At 65.5% G+C, this 16,363-nt stretch carries 18 protein-coding genes; 17 read left to right on the top strand and 1 reads right to left on the bottom strand.

What is annotated here, in order from left to right; genetic code table 11:
- The first annotated feature begins 126 nt into the window (after window positions 1-126).
- The 3 genes from Q0602_RS16655 to sppA are packed head-to-tail and all read left to right on the top strand — an operon-like array spanning window position 127 to window position 2,857.
- Entirely contained in the window at window positions 127-1,074 is a 948-nt protein-coding gene (locus Q0602_RS16655; protein ID WP_149434708.1) for an RluA family pseudouridine synthase, read from the top strand.
- Complete coding sequence (locus tag Q0602_RS16650; RefSeq protein WP_298845669.1) at window positions 1,064-1,756, top strand: HAD-IA family hydrolase; 693 nt, start codon at window positions 1,064-1,066, stop codon at window positions 1,754-1,756. Before Q0602_RS16655 ends, Q0602_RS16650 begins: the two co-directional genes overlap by 11 nt.
- A 36-nt stretch (window positions 1,757-1,792) precedes the next feature.
- Complete coding sequence (gene sppA, locus Q0602_RS16645; RefSeq protein WP_298845667.1) at window positions 1,793-2,857, top strand: signal peptide peptidase SppA; 1,065 nt, start codon at window positions 1,793-1,795, stop codon at window positions 2,855-2,857.
- Here sppA and Q0602_RS16640 read toward each other — a convergent pair.
- Window positions 2,845-3,453, bottom strand: coding sequence for a nucleoside triphosphate pyrophosphatase (locus tag Q0602_RS16640; protein WP_298845665.1), 609 nt, complete (start codon window positions 3,451-3,453; stop codon window positions 2,845-2,847). The two genes, sppA and Q0602_RS16640, sit on opposite strands and share 13 nt — an antisense overlap.
- A 156-nt stretch (window positions 3,454-3,609) precedes the next feature.
- On the opposite strand from Q0602_RS16640, the gene Q0602_RS16635 reads away from it, so the two are divergent.
- The 14 genes from Q0602_RS16635 to Q0602_RS16570 form a co-directional block, all read left to right on the top strand.
- Window positions 3,610-4,137: a YceD family protein gene (locus Q0602_RS16635; protein ID WP_298845663.1), complete on the top strand. Its 528-nt coding sequence runs from the start codon at window positions 3,610-3,612 to the stop codon at window positions 4,135-4,137.
- A gap of 30 nt (window positions 4,138-4,167) precedes the next feature.
- Window positions 4,168-4,338, top strand: a complete 171-nt coding sequence (gene rpmF, locus Q0602_RS16630; RefSeq protein ID WP_087719813.1) for a 50S ribosomal protein L32 — start codon at window positions 4,168-4,170, stop codon at window positions 4,336-4,338.
- A 26-nt stretch (window positions 4,339-4,364) separates the two neighbouring features.
- Window positions 4,365-5,483 (top strand): phosphate acyltransferase PlsX, encoded by a 1,119-nt coding sequence (gene plsX, locus Q0602_RS16625; protein WP_295040379.1) that lies wholly within the window; start codon window positions 4,365-4,367, stop codon window positions 5,481-5,483.
- A gap of 5 nt (window positions 5,484-5,488) precedes the next feature.
- Window positions 5,489-6,451: an ACP S-malonyltransferase gene (gene fabD / locus Q0602_RS16620; protein WP_298845660.1), complete on the top strand. Its 963-nt coding sequence runs from the start codon at window positions 5,489-5,491 to the stop codon at window positions 6,449-6,451.
- 11 nt (window positions 6,452-6,462) lie between these two features.
- Complete coding sequence (fabG, locus tag Q0602_RS16615) at window positions 6,463-7,203, top strand: 3-oxoacyl-ACP reductase FabG (protein WP_295040375.1); 741 nt, start codon at window positions 6,463-6,465, stop codon at window positions 7,201-7,203.
- A gap of 96 nt (window positions 7,204-7,299) precedes the next feature.
- Complete coding sequence (acpP, locus tag Q0602_RS16610) at window positions 7,300-7,533, top strand: acyl carrier protein (RefSeq protein ID WP_110600108.1); 234 nt, start codon at window positions 7,300-7,302, stop codon at window positions 7,531-7,533.
- Between the two features lie 357 nt (window positions 7,534-7,890).
- Window positions 7,891-9,129 (top strand): beta-ketoacyl-ACP synthase II, encoded by a 1,239-nt coding sequence (gene fabF / locus Q0602_RS16605; protein WP_295040372.1) that lies wholly within the window; start codon window positions 7,891-7,893, stop codon window positions 9,127-9,129.
- A gap of 3 nt (window positions 9,130-9,132) precedes the next feature.
- Complete coding sequence (gene pabC / locus Q0602_RS16600) at window positions 9,133-9,939, top strand: aminodeoxychorismate lyase (RefSeq protein ID WP_298845657.1); 807 nt, start codon at window positions 9,133-9,135, stop codon at window positions 9,937-9,939.
- Window positions 9,940-9,996: 57 nt separating this feature from the next.
- Window positions 9,997-11,001, top strand: a complete 1,005-nt coding sequence (gene mltG, locus Q0602_RS16595; protein ID WP_298845655.1) for an endolytic transglycosylase MltG — start codon at window positions 9,997-9,999, stop codon at window positions 10,999-11,001.
- 34 nt (window positions 11,002-11,035) lie between these two features.
- Window positions 11,036-11,692, top strand: coding sequence for a dTMP kinase (gene tmk / locus Q0602_RS16590; protein WP_298845653.1), 657 nt, complete (start codon window positions 11,036-11,038; stop codon window positions 11,690-11,692).
- On the top strand, window positions 11,683-12,666 hold the full coding sequence (locus tag Q0602_RS16585; RefSeq protein WP_298845651.1) for a DNA polymerase III subunit delta': 984 nt from the start codon (window positions 11,683-11,685) through the stop codon (window positions 12,664-12,666). The genes tmk and Q0602_RS16585 overlap by 10 nt, the downstream gene beginning before the upstream one ends.
- 67 nt (window positions 12,667-12,733) lie before the next feature.
- Entirely contained in the window at window positions 12,734-13,540 is an 807-nt protein-coding gene (locus Q0602_RS16580) for a TatD family hydrolase (protein ID WP_298845649.1), read from the top strand.
- A gap of 59 nt (window positions 13,541-13,599) precedes the next feature.
- Entirely contained in the window at window positions 13,600-14,133 is a 534-nt protein-coding gene (locus Q0602_RS16575) for a DUF1285 domain-containing protein (RefSeq protein ID WP_149434721.1), read from the top strand.
- Window positions 14,130-16,363, top strand: a 2,234-nt coding sequence (locus tag Q0602_RS16570) for an ATP-dependent helicase (protein ID WP_298845647.1), incomplete at its 3' end; no start/stop codon positions are given. The genes Q0602_RS16575 and Q0602_RS16570, both read left to right, overlap by 4 nt.

Here is a 16,363-nt window from a genome sequence, read left to right as displayed (position 1 = left end):
TGAGTCCGCAATATAACAGTAATGCCGAGGCAGCGGCAATTGAGCTCGCGCTACCGGCTGCGTGCGTTAGAATGGCGCCCGGCGGCGCGCTGGTGTCGCCGCGCAGTGCCGTCGAGGGAGTCGAGCATGGCCGAAGGCCAGGAAGTACAGTTTATCGAGGTCAGCGAGTCCCAGCAGGGGCAGCGAATCGACAATTTCCTGCGGACGCGTCTCAAGGGCGCGCCGAAGTCGTTGATCTATCGCATCGTTCGCAAGGGCGAGGTACGTGTCAACAAGAAGCGCATCAAGGCGGACTATCGCGTTCAGGCCGGGGACGTGGTCCGCGTGCCGCCGCTGCGGCTGGCACCAGAGAGTGCGGTGAAGGAGGCCAGCGAAAGCCTGCGCAACCTGCTGGCTGGCAGCGTCGTCATCGAGGGCCCCGACTGGCTGGTCATCAACAAGCCTTCGGGGCTGGCGGTGCACGGCGGCAGTGGCGTCAAGATCGGCCTGATCGAGGCGCTGCGCCAGGTACGCGAGGACCTGGACTTCCTCGAGCTCGTTCACCGTCTCGATCGCGACACCTCGGGCTGCCTGCTGTTGGCCAAGAACCGCGAATCGTTGCTGTCGCTCAATACCGCGCTACGCGAGCGCCGCATGGAGAAGGGGTATCTGGCTTTGGTGCAGGGCCGCTGGCCGGCACGTCGCGACTACGTCAGCGCCCGGCTGGAGCGTTACGACGCCGGCAACGGCGAGCGTCGGGTGCGGGTCGACGACAATGGCAAGGTATCGCGGACCCGCTTCGCGGTGCGTGAAACGTTCCCGAAGGTGACGCTGATCGAGGCGGAGCCGGTCACCGGCCGCACTCATCAGATTCGTGTCCATGCCGCCCATGCTGGACACGCGCTGCTGGGTGACGACAAGTACGGCAGCGCCGAGGGGGCTCGCATCGCGAGGTCCCTGCGCCTGGATCGCCTGTTCCTGCATGCCTTGACCCTGACCTTCCCCGATCCCAGGACCGGGCGGCCCGTGCAGGCGAGAGCGCCGCTGGAACCCGGACTGGAGAAGGTGCTGGAGCGTGCGCGTCATGGCGGTTGAGGCGCTGGCGGGCAAAGGCGTGTCGCGGCGCTGCCGCTACTCGCTGGTGATCTTCGATTGGGACGGTACGCTGATGGATTCGGCGGCGCGTATCGTGGCTTGCATGCAGGCCGCTGCGCGGGAGTTGCAGTGGCCGGTGCCGAGCGATGCCGCCGTTCGCGATATCATCGGCCTGGGCCTGCCGGAGGCCGTCGCCATGCTCTTTCCGGGGGTGACGGATCCCGAGCGGGACCGCTTGCGGGAAGCCTACGGCCATCAGTTCCGGATCGCCGATCGGATACCGACCCCGTTCTTCCCTGGCGTGGTGGAAGGCATCGGGTGCCTGCGCCAGGATTCCCGCTGCCGGCTGGCGGTCGCGACCGGCAAGAGTCGTCGCGGTCTGGATCGTGTCTTCGGTCACGAATCCTGCGGCGGCTGGTTCGCGGCGAGCCGCACCGCCGATCTCACGCGTTCGAAACCGCACCCCCAGATGCTCGAGGAGCTGCTGGCCGAGTGCGATGTGCCCATCGGCGAGGCCGTCATGATCGGCGATACCGAATATGACCTGGAGATGGCCAGGGCCATCGGCATGGATCGCGTCGCGGTGACCTACGGCGTGCACGAACGCCAGCGTCTGCAGCACAGCGACCCCCGATTCGTCGCCGATGACTTTCCGTCGATCGTCGAGTGGTTGTTGGTGTGATGACCCCGAGTGCGGGATTTCAGCGAGGAGGCGGTGATGAGCGACGATCGACGTGATGACTGGACGCAAGGGCCGGAGTTGAGCGGGACGGAGGCGGAGCGGCGCAGGACCACGGGCGCGCCTCGCGATGGCGAGCCGGCCAGTGCCGATACGGTGCGGCTGGCCGAGGTGCAGATGATGGATCGTTGGGTCGGCGGGGTGCTCGCCGAGCAGCGACGTTCCCGGCGCTGGAAGATTTTCTTCCGGCTGCTGTTCGCGCTGATCGTGATCGCGGGGCTGTGTCTGAGCGCCTACGCCATGTTCCTGGCCCAGGGCGACGGCGGATCCGCCAGTCGTCGACATCTCGGTGTCGTCGAGGTCAATGGACCCATCGACGCCAACGGCCAGGCCAATGCCGAACGCATCATCGAGGGGCTGCAGCGGGCGTGGAGGGATCCCGGTGCCGATGCCGTGGTGCTGCATGTCAACAGCCCTGGCGGAAGCCCCGTCCAGTCGCAGCGTGTCTATGACGAGATTCGCTATCTCGAGGCCCAGGGCGACAAGCCGATTCTGGCCGTCATCGAGGACATCGGTGCCAGCGGTGCCTACTACATGGCGTCGGCGGCGGACCGCATCTACGCCTCGCCGGCCAGCCTGGTCGGTTCGATCGGCGTCATCAGCGCGGGCTTCGGCCTCGAGCACGCGATCGACAAGATCGGTGTCGAACGCCGTGTCTTCACGGCAGGGGACAACAAGGCCTTCATGGATCCGTTCTCGCAGATATCGCCGGGGCAGCGCGAGTTCTGGCAGTCCGTGCTGGATACCACCCACCGGCAGTTCATCGATGCCGTCAAGGCCGGTCGGGGTGATCGCCTGAGCGACGATCCGGAGCTGTTTTCCGGCCTGGTCTGGACCGGTGAACAGGCCAAGTCGCTGGGGCTGGTCGACGACATTGCCAACCTCGAGCAGCTGTCGCGGGCGCGCCTGGGGGAGGTGAGTCTCGAGGATTACACGCCGTCCCTCGATCCCTGGTCGCTGTTCTCCAACAAGCTCACCAGCGCGGCGGCCCACTGGCTGGGACTGGACAGCGCCGCTTCTCCGGTGCGCTATCAGCTGCCTTGAGGGGTTTCCCGGTGGTTCCCCAGCGGATTCACGCCAGCCTCCCTCAGTAGTTCGCACAGCTTGATGAGGGGGAGGCCGATCAGGGTGTTGGGGTCGTCACCCTCGAAGCGTTCGAACAGGGCGATGCCGAGTCCCTCCATGCGAAAGCTGCCCGAGCTGTCGTAGGGCTGATCGCGGGAGACATAGCCCTCGATTTCCTCGTCACTCAGCGCTCGGAACCAGACGTGGTAAGTGTCGTTAACGACGCGGTGGCGCCCGGTCCGGGTATCGATCAGGGCCAGGCCCGTCATGAAGCTGACCTTGTGGCCTGAAAAGCGGCGCAGGTTGGCGCAGGCCGTATCGAAGTCGCCGGGCTTCCCCAGTATGTCGCCGTCGAACAGCGCTAGCTGGTCGGAGCCGATGACCAGATGGGCCGGGTAGTCTGCAGCGACTGCCTGGGCCTTGGAGAGAGCGAGGCGGTGGGCCAGGGTAACTGCATCTTCGCCCTCGCGCCGGCTTTCGTCGATATCCGGCGCGGTCCATTGATAGGGGATCTCGAGCCGGTCGAGCAGTTGTCGACGGTAGCGGGAGCTGGAGGCGAGTACCAATCGAGACATGAGGGTCCTTGTCTTGAAGTCGAGGCAGAGGGTGGAAGTCGGTGCAGCGAACATGATGAAGGGCATGGGCGACGCGCGTATGCCTTGTCGAACAACAGAATAGCGCGATTCAAGCGCTTTGACAGAGGCCCGGTGAATCCCTATGATGTCGCGCCTATGTTGACCAGACGACTTCCCCCAACCGTCGAGCCTTACCGGGCAGCGGCTAACCAAGAAACGATCGAGGGGCTTGTCGACCTCGAGAAACTGGCACGCCTCGCAGCCGAGATCGGGCCGCAGCAGGGCAGCGCCGTCGTCAGGCTGCAGTTCGACGTCGATACGCAGCGTCGGCATCTGATCGACGGGGACCTGGAAGCGGATCTCATGATTCCGTGCCGGCGCTGTCTGAAGCCCATGGCGGTGTCGGTCGCCAGTCACTTCAAGTTGGCTGTCGTCAGCGACGATGCGTTGGCGGCGGCGGTGCCCAGCGACTATGAGCCGGTGCTGGTCGACAATGAACAGCTGGACCTGCTGGAAGCGATCGAGGACGAGTTGATTCTCAGTCTGCCCCAGGTGGTCTACCACGACGAGGCGGAGTGTGCCGTCTCCCGTGAGCAGTTGAGCAGCGGTGAAGCCTCGATCGAAGAGGCTGCCCGCCCCGACAACCCCTTTGACGTGCTGAAGTCGTTGAAGGGAAAACTCTGAACCCGAAGACATTGACGTTGGAGTCATATCATGGCCGTTCAACAAAATCGTAAGACCCGTTCCAAGCGCGGCATGCGTCGCGCACACGATGCCCTGACATCCCCGGCGCTGTCCCAGGATCAGGAAACCGGCACTACCCATCGCCGTCACCACGTGGCCCCCGATGGCTACTATCGTGGCCGCAAGGTCGTTGACGTTTAAACAGACGTCGGGCGTTTGGTAGAGCAATGCGCATCGCCATCGATGCCATGGGCGGGGACTTCGGTCCCCGCGCGACTATTGGTGGTCTGCTACTGGCGTTGAAACGCCATCCGGAACTCGAACCTTCGGTATTTGGTCCCAAGGCGGAGCTTCGCTCCCTGGTCTCGGAGTTGACCGGCGGGGAGGCGGAGGCGCCGCTTCTCGAGCGCATCGAGCTGGTGGATGCGCCACGGGTCGTGCTTCAGTCCACGCCGCCGATGGAGGCCTTCGAGGATCCATCGGCGACCAGCTTGTACGGCATGCTGGCGGCGGTGCGAGATGGCGAGGCCGATGCCGGCATCACCTGCGGCAACACGGGGGCGCTGGTAGCGCTGGCGCGGCGCGAGCTGGGGAGCGTCCCCGGCATTTCGCGGCCGGCGATCAGTACGGCGGTGCCGACCCGCAAGGGGGGGCGATGCTATCTGCTGGACCTGGGTGCCAGCGTCGATGTGCATGCCAGACATCTCGTCGACTTCGCCCATATGGGAGCATTGATGGCGCGGGTCGTCGATGGCGTGGCGGTACCCAGGGTGGCGTTGTTGAATGTCGGTATCGAGGCGAGCAAAGGCGTGGCCCGCGTGCGGGAGGCGGACGCGCTCCTGAAGAGCCGTGGCGGTAGCGACTTCGACTATATCGGCTACCTCGAGGGCGACGCGATCTTTTCCGGTTCGGCCGACGTGGTGGTCTGCGACGGCTTCGTGGGTAATGCCGTGCTCAAGGCGAGCGAGGGCGTGGCCCAGATGTTGATGAAGCGACTCCAGGAGACCTTCGAATCACACTGGTCGACACGTTTGGTGAGCCTGCTGGCGCGACCCGCGCTGATGCGGTTCAAGGCGCAGCTGGATCCGGTGCGTCACAACGGTGCCAGCCTGCTCGGCCTCAACCGCATCGTGGTGAAAAGTCACGGCAATGCCAGTGCCCAGGCCTTTGCTTTCGCCATCGATCGGGCAGTGCGTGAAGTCGAGGTCGGATTGCCGGACCACCTTCGCGCGGCATGGTCTCAGAACGCGGCGACGCCTGTTATCTCGTCGATCGTTACCGACGATCGAGTGGATAGCGGGTCTTGCGACACGACGGGATCCGACGGTCCATCATTTCAAGGGTGAGCGCGATGACGCAATCACTGGCTTTGGTCTTTCCGGGGCAGGGTTCACAGCAGATCGGCATGCTGCGTGAACTGGCCGAACGTTACAGCGTAGTTCGCACGACATTCGACGAGGCTTCGGAAGCGCTTGGCTACGACCTGTGGCATGTCGTCCAGGAAGGTCCCGAGGAGAAGCTCAACGCCACCGCCTGCACCCAGCCCGCGCTGCTGACGGCAAGCGTGGCGATCTGGCGCGTGTGGCAGGAGCTGGAGGGGCCGCGGCCCTGCATGATGGCGGGCCACAGCCTGGGGGAATACAGCGCCATGGTCTGTTCCGGTGCGCTGGGCTTCGCCGAGGGTGTCCGGCTGGTGCGGCTGCGTGGCGAGGCGATGCAGCAAGCGGTGCCCGCGGGCGTGGGCGCGATGGCCGCGATCCTGGGGCTGGATGATGCAGCGGTCGAAACGGCCTGCCGCGAGGCGGCCCAGTCGGAGGTGGTCTCTGCCGTCAACTACAATTCGCCGGGGCAGGTCGTCATCGCGGGCCATCGCGACGCCGTCGATCGGGCCATCGCCCTGTGCCAGGAAGCCGGGGCAAAGCGTGCGCTGCCTCTGCCCGTCTCGGTGCCCTCCCATTGTGCCTTGATGCAGCCTGCGGCCGAGGAGGTCGAGCAGGCGATGGGGGCGATGGAGTTCAAGCTGCCGCGTTATGCTGTCTATCAGAACGTCAATGCCCGGGTGCCCGAGACGACGGACGAACTTCGCCACCGGCTGGTCGAACAGCTCTACCGTCCGGTGCGCTGGACGGAGTGCGTTAACGCCATGTTCGATGACGGCGCTGCCGTCTTCATCGAATGTGGTCCGGGCAAGGTCTTGACTGGCTTGACCAAGCGCATCCAGCGGCAGGCCAAGGGGCTGGCGGTCAATGATCCCGATACGCTGACGGCTGCGCTCGAGCTGGCGCGTGAAACGCTGGACGTACAAGAGCCTTAAGGATGAATGACATGACCGAACGTAGAGTTGCGCTGGTCACCGGCGCGAGTCGTGGGATTGGGCGTGCCGTGGCGCATGAACTGGGCCGGCAGGGGCGTATCGTCGTTGCCACCGCCACCAGCGAAGCCGGCGCTGCCAGGATCGACGACGATCTCAAGGCCCAGGGCATCGAAGGGTTGGGATTGGCGCTGGACGTCACCGACCAGGCCAGTGTCGATGCGCTTTTCAAGCGCATTGTCGAGACCTTCGAGGCGCCGACCATCCTGGTCAACAACGCCGGTATCACGCGTGACAACCTGTTGATGCGAATGAAGGAAGACGAGTGGGATGCGGTACTCGATACCAATCTCAAGTCGGTCTATCGTGTCTCCAAGGCCAGTCTTCGGGGGATGACGCGGGCGCGTTTCGGTCGCATCGTCAACGTCAGCTCCGTCGTGGCGATGATGGGCAACCTGGGGCAGGCCAACTATGCTGCGGCCAAGGCCGGCATGGAGGGCTTCACCCGGGCGTTGGCGAGAGAGGTCGCATCGCGTGCGATCACGGTCAACGCCGTGGCGCCCGGCTTCATCGACACCGACATGACACAATCCCTGCCGGAAGCTCAGCGGGAGGCGCTGCTCGGGCAGATTCCGCTGGCCCGCCTGGGGCAGCCGGAAGAAATCGCCGCCGCCATCGGGTTTCTCGCGAGCGATGCAGCCGGTTATATTACCGGTGAAACGCTGCAGGTTAATGGCGGCATGAACATGCGGTAATCCTCCCGCGACGCGGGTTGCGTCGTCTGGGGGCGGTCTATAAACTACCCGCAGCTTTTTAGCTGGCGGATTCGTACCACTAGGAGTAACGACATAATGAGCACCATCGAAGAGCGCGTGAAGAAGGTTGTTGCCGAACGCCTGAACGTCAAGGAAGAGGACATCCAGAACACCTCATCCTTCACCGAAGACCTCGGCGCGGATTCGCTGGATACCGTCGAACTGGTGATGGCGCTCGAAGAGGAATTCGACACCGAAATTCCCGACGAAGAAGCTGAAAAGATCACGACCGTTCAGGAAGCGATCGACTACATCGTCGCTCATCAGTAAACCCGGTATTCTCCGCTGATGCGGAGAATACCAACGGGTCGGATGTGCCGATGTTTGGGAAGCCGCTCTCATGGAGAGCGGCTTTCTGCGTTTTGAAACCCGCTTTCCGTTTTGAAACCGCTTTCTGGAGAGGGCCGGGTAGAGTGCGTACACCGCGGCGACAGCGGTGCTGCAAGCCCATGACGTGGACAGGGTGACGACAGGTAGGGCAAAGTCACCGTTCGCGACACCCATCTCCAGGGTTGTTCAGGTATAATTCGCGCCAGTCGGGCCCAGGCGAAGTCCTCGGTCGCGTGGGGCAATAAGGCCTTCACGGAGTGTGCCTTCAGGGCCATCAGGAAGTTCGGAGGAGATTCGATGCCGCGCAGAAGAGTGGTGGTGACCGGGATGGGGCTGGTAACGCCAGTCGGTAACACGGTCGAGGAGAGCTGGAAGAGCCTCCTCTCAGGGAAGAGTGGCATCGCGCCGATCGAGCATTTCGACACGACCGGCTTCAATACCCGGTTCGGTGGTGCGGTCAAGGATTTCGATATCGGCGAGTATCTCAATCCCAAGGATGCTCGCAAGATGGATCTGTTCATCCAGTATGGTGTCGCGGCGGCGACGCAGGCGATGCGCAACTCCGGTATCGAATGCACCGAAGAGAACGCGCACCGGATCGGTGTCGCCATCGGTTCGGGCATCGGCGGCCTGCCCATGATCGAGCGCAACCACGATTCGCTCCACAAGGGTGGGCCGCGTCGCATATCGCCGTTCTTCGTTCCGGGGTCGATCATCAACATGATCTCCGGCAGCCTGGCGATCCAGCACGGCTTCAAGGGTCCCAATATCGCGATCACCACCGCCTGCACGACCGGTACGCACAATATCGGCTACAGCGCGCGAACCATTGCCTACGGGGATGCCGACGTGATGTTCTGCGGTGGCGCCGAGATGGCGACCACGCCACTGGGGCTGGGCGGATTTTCCGCGGCCAGGGCACTATCCACCCGCAATGACGATCCGCAGGCGGCCAGTCGCCCCTGGGATCGTGACCGCGATGGCTTCGTGCTCTCGGACGGTGCCGGCGTCATGGTGCTGGAAGAGTACGAGCACGCCAAGCGCCGGGGCGCCACCATCTATGCGGAGCTGACCGGTTTCGGCATGAGCGACGATGCGTTCCACATGACCTCGCCCCCCGAGGATGGCAGCGGTGCGGCGGCCTCAATGGCCAACGCCATCCGGGACGCCGGGATCGACCCCGCCGACATTCATTACATCAATGCCCACGGCACCTCCACGTCGGCCGGCGACGTGGCGGAGAGCCGGGCGGTGGAGCGGGTGATGGGTGATGCCGCGCGCCAGGTCGCGGTCAGTTCGACCAAGTCCATGGTGGGCCATCTGCTGGGCGCGGCCGGGGCCGTCGAGGCGATTTTCTGCGTGCTGGCCATTCGCGATCAGGTCGCTCCGCCGACGATCAACCTCGACAATCCCGACGAGGGTTGCACGCTCGACTATGTGCCCAACCATGCTCGGGAAATGCCGATCCGGACGACGCTGTCGAACTCGTTCGGCTTCGGCGGCACCAACGGCTCGCTGATCTTCACCCAGGTCTAGGCCATGCGCGATACGGCGCTTCCGATCGACGACCGTGGCTTCGCCTACGGCGACGGGCTGTTCGAGACCATCCTGGTTCGCGATGGTAGCCCGCTGCTGTGGAAATACCATATGGCGCGGCTGCAGTCGGGCATCGAGCGGCTGGCGTTTCCCCGGCTGGACCTCGCAGCGTTCGATGCCCTGCCAGCGCAGTGCGGGCCCGGCCTCAAGGTGCTGAAGCTGATCGTCACGCGGGGCAGCGGTGGCCGGGGCTATCGTCCACCGGCGCCGGCCGAGCCGCGGTGGCGGTGGACGGTCTCCGCCTTCCAGCCCTCCGCCGAACGCTGGTTCGGGGGCGTGGACGTTCGCTGCTGCCAGCTTCGGTTGGGTCTGCAGCCGCGTCTGGCCGGTATCAAGCATCTGGCACGACTGGAAAACGTCGTTGCGCGGCAGGAGTGGGGGGACGACGCCACTGCCGAGGGGCTGCTGCTCGATTCGGAAGGCAGTCTGGTCGAGGCCACCGCGATGAATCTGGTCTGGCGTCGACAGGGGCGCCTCGAGACACCGTTGCTCGATCGTTGCGGCGTCAGAGGGACGCTGCTGAGCGCGTTGGACGACACTCTCGAGCTCCATTGGCTGCGCGCGGGCCTCGAGACGCTGCTGGAAGCCGATGCGGTCTGGCTGATCAACAGCGTCCAGGGCGTTTGGCCCGTCCGGCGGCTGGATGACAGTGCCGGCAACTGTCTCAAGCGGTGGTCGCTCGAGGCGAGCGATGCCTTCCGGCAAGCGGCTCATCGACAGTTGGGATATCCGCTGAACTTCGGCGACTGACGCCCGTACCATGCCTGGAAGCCGCGTTCGCGGGGCTTCCGGCTATTAAGGATAGACATGCGTGTCCTCAAGGTTTTGATCGGGATACTGCTGATCGCCACGATCGTGGTCTTCGGCGGATTCCACTATTGGCAGAAACAGCTCGATGGGCCGATAGCGCTCGAGGAGCAGACCGTCTACGAGGTGCCGCGGGGCGCCGCGTTCACCCGAGTCATCGACGATCTCGTGAAACGGGGTGTGATCGACGCGGCCTGGCCCTACCGGCTACTGGCCCGCGTTGCGCCCAAGGCGACCCAGGGCTTGCGCGCGGGGGAGTTCGAGCTCGACCCGGGCATGAGTGGTCGTCAGCTGATCGCGCATCTCTCCAGCGATCAGGTCGTCACCTATCGGCTCACGATTCCCGAGGGGTGGACGTTTCGGCAGATGCGCGCCCTGCTGGACAAGGCGCCCAAGCTCGATCACCGGACGGCGGAGATGAGCGACGAGGAAGTCATGGCCGCGCTGGGACACGAGAAGACCTTCCCCGAGGGGCAGTTCTTTCCCGATACCTACCGCTACCACAAAGGCGTGACGGACCTCGAGATCCTGCGCCGCGCCTTCGACCGGATGCAACGGACGCTGACGACCGTCTGGGACGAGCGCGACGACGACCTGCCGATCGATTCGCCGTATCAGGCGCTGATCCTGGCGTCGCTGATCGAGCGGGAGACCGGGGTGCCGGCGGAGCGTGGCGAGATAGCAGGCGTCTTCGTCCGTCGCTTGCAGAAAGGGATGCGGCTGCAGACCGATCCGACCGTCATCTATGGCATGGGTGACAGCTATGTCGGCAATATCACTCGTGCCGATCTTCAGCGACAGAATGCCTACAATACCTATGTCATCGAAGGGTTGCCGCCGACACCGATCGCGATGCCCGGGCTCGGATCGCTCGAGGCTGCCGTCCATCCCGCCGCGGGCGATACCCTCTACTTCGTTGCCAAGGGGGATGGGTCGCATCAGTTCTCGCGGACGCTGCAGGAGCACAACGCTGCCGTCCGCCGCTACATCCTGAATCGCGATTGAGTTCGCGGTCCATTCACCGACGAGACGACACCGCATGAACGCAGGTGATACCGAACAGCGGCGCGGCCGATTCATCACGCTGGAAGGCGGCGAGGGTGTGGGCAAGACGACCAACGTCACCTTCGTCTGCGATTGGCTGGCATCCAAGGGCATCGACGTCGTGCGCACGCGCGAGCCCGGCGGCACGCCGGGCGCCGAGGCGATCCGGGAGCTCCTGCTGGACCCCTCGCGGGAAGAGGCCTGGAGCGACGACGCCGAACTGCTGCTGGTATTCGCCGCCAGGGCGCAGCATCTCGCCCAGCGTATCCGGCCCGCGTTGGCCCGAGGCGCATGGGTCGTCTGCGACCGGTTCACCGATGCCACCTTCGCCTATCAGGGCGGGGGGCGCGGACTGGAGCTTCAGCGCATCCGGACCCTGGAAGCCCTGGTCCAGGATGGATTGCAGCCCGACCTGACGCTGCTCCTGGACATGCCCGTCGGCGTCGCGGCGCAGCGGGTCGTCAGCCGGGGCGCCCGGCTCGACCGGTTCGAGCGCGAGCGAGAAGCGTTCTTCGAGTCGGTCAGATCGGCCTATCTCGGGCGGGCCCGTGACAACGAACGTTTCGCCATCATCGATGCTAGCCCCGCGCTGGGTGCGGTCCAGAACGAGATCGAGCGATGCCTCGAGCAGAGGGTGTCGGCATGGCTATGAGTCCGCTGCCGTGGCAGTACGATCGATGGCGGAAGCTGGTCGAGCTGCAGGATGGCGGTCGTCTTCCTCACGCCTTGCTGCTCTCCGGACCCAGGGGTATCGGCAAGCAGCCGCTGGCCGAGGCGCTGATCGCGCGTACGCTGTGTCGCGCCCCCGGAGAGCTCGCCTGTGGCGAGTGCCATAGCTGTCGCATGCTGTCGGCCGGTTATCATCCCGACCTGCTCAGCGTGACGCCGACCGAGAAATCGCGTCAGATCCGCGTGGACGCGATCCGCCAGGTCAACGGCTTCGTCGCCCAGACCGCCCAGCAGGGGGGCTACCGGGTCATCCGTATCGAACCGGGCGAGGCGATGAACGTTGCCGCCTCGAACGCCTTGCTGAAGAGTCTCGAGGAGCCGGGCGACCGGACGCTGTTCGTCCTGGTCTCCGATATTCCGTCGCGGCTGCTGGCCACCATTCGTTCGCGCTGCCAGCACTGGAGTTTTGCCGTGCCACCGCTCGAGGTGGCCGAACCCTGGCTGAGCGAGCGGTTGGGCAGTGACGACGAGGCCCGCTTCTGGTTGAGCGTGGCCGGGGGGCTGCCACTGCTGGCCGAGGAGCTGGCCGGCGCGGATGCGCGACAGTTGCGCCAGGACCTGCGCGAACTGTTCGATGCGCTGGTGCGCGGCGGCGAGCCCGTGGGCGAGGCGGCCAGGCTCGATGCGCAGTCGCTCGATCGCATACTATGGTATGGCATCTCCTGGCTGGAGGACCTGATCCGGCTAGGCCTGTCGGGAGACTCCCGACGCGTGCGCAACGCCGATCTGCTGCCGCTGTATCGCCAGGCGGTCAAGAATGCCCGCGTGCGCGACTGGTTCCGGCTGCTGGATTATGCCCGCGAGCAGCGTCGACTGCTGGCGGCAGGTGGTAATCCGAACCCGCAGCTGGTGCTCGAGGCCTGGCTGGTTCGGTGGTCGGCGCTGCTGAGATCCTGAGCGCGTCGACGTCGTCGATGATGACGTCGACGCGGAGCTTTCGTCTTCCTCTATCCTGGAAATTTTCATGTTCGTCGACTCTCACTGCCATCTCGATCGCCTCGATCTGACGCCCTACGACGGCGATCTCGACGCGGCCCTGGAGGCCGCCAGGAGTCGTGGCGTCCGGCGTTTTCTGGCAATCTCGACGTCGCTGGAAGGCGCGCCGCAACTGGCCGGGATTGCGCGGCGCCATGACGATGTCGACATCAGCATCGGCCTGCATCCGCTCCACGAGGTGGTCCAGGAGCCCGACAGCGAGGCGATCCAGGCATGTGCCGACCGCTACGGTGCGGTGGCCATCGGCGAGACGGGCCTCGATTTTCACTACGACAGCGTACCGCGGGAGATCCAGCGCCAGCGCTTCGCCGCCCATCTCCACGCTGCCCGCGAACTCGAGCTGCCGGTCGTGATCCATACCCGCGACGCGCGTGACGAGACGCTGGCACTGATCCGCGAGCATATCGATCCGCAGGTGGGTGGGGTGCTCCACTGCTTTACCGAAGACCTGGAGATGGCCCGGGAGGCATTGAGGCTGGGCTTCTACATTTCGCTGTCGGGCATCGTCACGTTCGCCAGCGCCGAGGCGCTGCGCGGCGTGGCCCGCCAGGTACCGCTGGATCGCCTGCTGATCGAGACGGACAGTCCGTTCCTGGCGCCGGTTCCCCATCGCGGCCGGCCCAACGAGCCACAATGGGTCGTCGAGGTTGCCGAGTGCATCGCCCGCGAGCGAGGTATCACCGTCGACGAAGTGGCGATGCAGACCCGGGCCAACTTCTATCGACTGTTTCCCGGCTGCGCACCGGACGGGCAGGCCGACAACCCGTTCGTGTGAGAGCGTTCACCGGCGACAATGCACGTAGCGGCGCTGGTGCGTCGTCCAAGGGGGGCACGATGAAACTCGACACGCTGTTCCAGCAGCTCGATCCGCAGTCGATTCCACCGCTGGCGCAGTGGGATCCGCCATTTTGCGGCGACATGGACCTGGTCATCTCGGCCAATGGCGAGTGGATCCACGAGGGGACGCCGATACGGCGCCCCGCGCTGGTCGATCTGTTGAGCCGGGTGCTGCGCCGGGAGGCCGATGGCGGCTACTACCTGGTCACTCCCGCCGAGAAGCTGCGCATCGGGGTCGAGGATCTGCCGCTGCTGGTGACCGACGCCGATCGGGTCGATGCCGGTTGGATCGCTGTCACCGCCGACGGCGACCGGGTGCCGCTGGACGCCACCCACCGTCTGACACTGGTGAGCGGTCCGGCGGGAGACCTCCTGCCGGCACTGCCCATTCGCCATGGCCTGCTGGCGCGCCTGCACCGCAACCTGTTCTATCGCTGGGTCGAGCTGGCCGAGCGGCGCGGCGGCGAGATCGGGCTTTGGAGCGGGGGTGTCTGGCAGGTGCTGGGCCGGATCGACGACGAGGCGTCATGAACGATCTGGTCCACTCGATGCTGCCGGACAGGGCGAGCGCCGACGGATTGACCGCCGAACAGCGTGCCGTGGTCTGCCATCGTCAGGGTCACGCGCGGGTCGCGGCGGTAGCCGGTGCCGGCAAGACCACGACCCTGGTCAAGCGGGTATTGCATCTGCTCGCCAACGGCGAGAATCCGCGGCGCATCCTGGTGCTGATGTTCAATCGCGCGGCGAGGGACGACTTCCGCGCCAAGCTGACCCGGGAGGCGCCGCCGAACGTCGCGCTGCCGGAGGTGAGAACCTTTCATTCGATCGGCCATCGCCTGACCCAGAGCCTGACACGCTGGGGATACCTGCCGCCGCGCCAGTTGCTGCAGGCGGACTGGCAGCGGGAGCGGCTGCTGCGGCAGGCGGTGATGCAGAGCCTGGAGTCGGCCGACGGCGAAACCCGCGAGGCGGCCCTGGATGCTGATCGGCTCGAGGCGTTCGGCCAGTTCTGCGACCTGGTCAAGGCGGAGGTCGCCACGCCGGCCGAGCTGTTCGAAAAGCTCGGCTATACCGCCAGCGAGCGGCACTTCGTCGACGCCTTCGAGGTGGTGGAATCGTTGCTCGAATCCGCCGGACAGATGACCTATGCGGATCTCCTCCATCGTCCGCTGCGGTGTCTCGAGAGCCACGCTGACGCGCGCCGCCGGGTCGAGGGTTTTCTGGGGCATGTGATCGTCGACGAATACCAGGACATCAACGAAGCCCAGCTACGGCTGCTCAAGGTCCTCGCCGGCCGGCAGGCCCAGGTCATGGCGGTGGGCGATGCCAATCAGTGCATCTACGAGTGGCGCGGTGCGCGGCCCGACGCGATGCTGGCACGCTTCGACGGGCTGTTCGGCAGCGCCAGCGAGTACCCGCTCTCCTATACCTTCCGCCATGGCCACGCCCTGGCACTGGCTGCCAACCACGCGATTCGGCACAATCGCCAGCGCTGGGACCAGCTCTGTCTGGCAGCGCCCGGCAACCCCTTGACCGAACTCCAAACCGGCGTCGGTGCCAGCGCGCTGCTGGAGACACTGCAGCGCTGGCACGCGGATGGCCGACACAGCGACGAGGCCTGCGTGCTGGTGCGCAGCTGGTCGTTGTCGGTCTCGGTACAGCTGCAGTTGCTGCGGGCCGGCGTGCCGTTTCGGCTGGCGCAGGAGGAGCGCTTCGTGTTCCGGTTGCCGCTGGTCCAGGCCCTGGCGGGCTATCTTCAACTGGCCCGCGAACCGCAGAGGCTGCACGATCCCGCCCATCTGGCGCTGCTGTTCTCGCAGCCGACGACCTTCGTGGCCCAGGAGCGCGTGCGCCGGCTGGTCGATGAGCTTGCCCGCACCCAGCATTGGCCGGCTCGCGACGCTTCGGTTCTGGCGGGTCTCAAACCCGGCCAGCGCCGGCACCTCAAACGGCGGTGGCAGCTGCTGTGCGAGCTCCCCAAACTGGCATCGTGGCCGCCGGCCAAGCTGCTCGAGCACGTGGTCGATGCCATCGACGCCGAGAAAATTCTGCGTCGCTCGGCGGCGCGACGCGAGAAGGGCGATGATGACGTACGCCTGCTCGATGTCCTGATCGAGCAGGCGGGGGAGTTGGCCAGCGATCCCGAGGCGTTCATCGAGCTGCTGCGCAATCCGGTCGAGAATCGCCCCGACGGCGTGTTGATCAGCACGGTGCACGGCGCCAAGGGGCTGGAGTGGCCGCTGGTTGCGGTGTGGGGGCTCAACGAGGAGGATTTTCCCCATTTCAGTCGCGACAATCCGCTCTCGCCGGAGCGGCTGGAGGAGGAGCGGCGGCTCTACTACGTGGCCATCACCCGAGCCAGGGAGCGGCTGCTGCTGGTTCAGGATGGCGGCGATCACCGGCCGAGCCGGTTCCTCGACGAGACCGCGGTAGAGGACTGCAGTCGAATCGACCGGGCGATCCGCGGCGGCAGCGAGACCGGCGTCGCGGTTCGCGAGCCGGAGATGATCGGCACCTATCTGGAGCGCATCGGCCAGGCGTGTGCGGATCTGGAGCATCTCGGGCGATCCCTCACGCTGCACGCCCGGCAGCCGGAGGCGCCATCCCCGGCGGCTGCTGCCGAGCCGGCCGGTGTGGCGCCGTGGCGGGTCGGAGACCGGGTGCGGCACGCCAGCTTCGGTGATGGCGAGGTGCTGGTGGTCGAGGGCAATGCCGCCAACCCGGTGATCGATGTCCGCTTTGTCTCGGCCGGTCGCCGCCG

This window comes from uncultured Salinicola sp., from assembly GCF_937921195.1.
Classification (GTDB): domain Bacteria; phylum Pseudomonadota; class Gammaproteobacteria; order Pseudomonadales; family Halomonadaceae; genus Salinicola.
The sequence above is the reverse complement of the archived record's forward strand: the minus strand, read 5'-3'. Positions and strand labels throughout refer to the sequence as shown.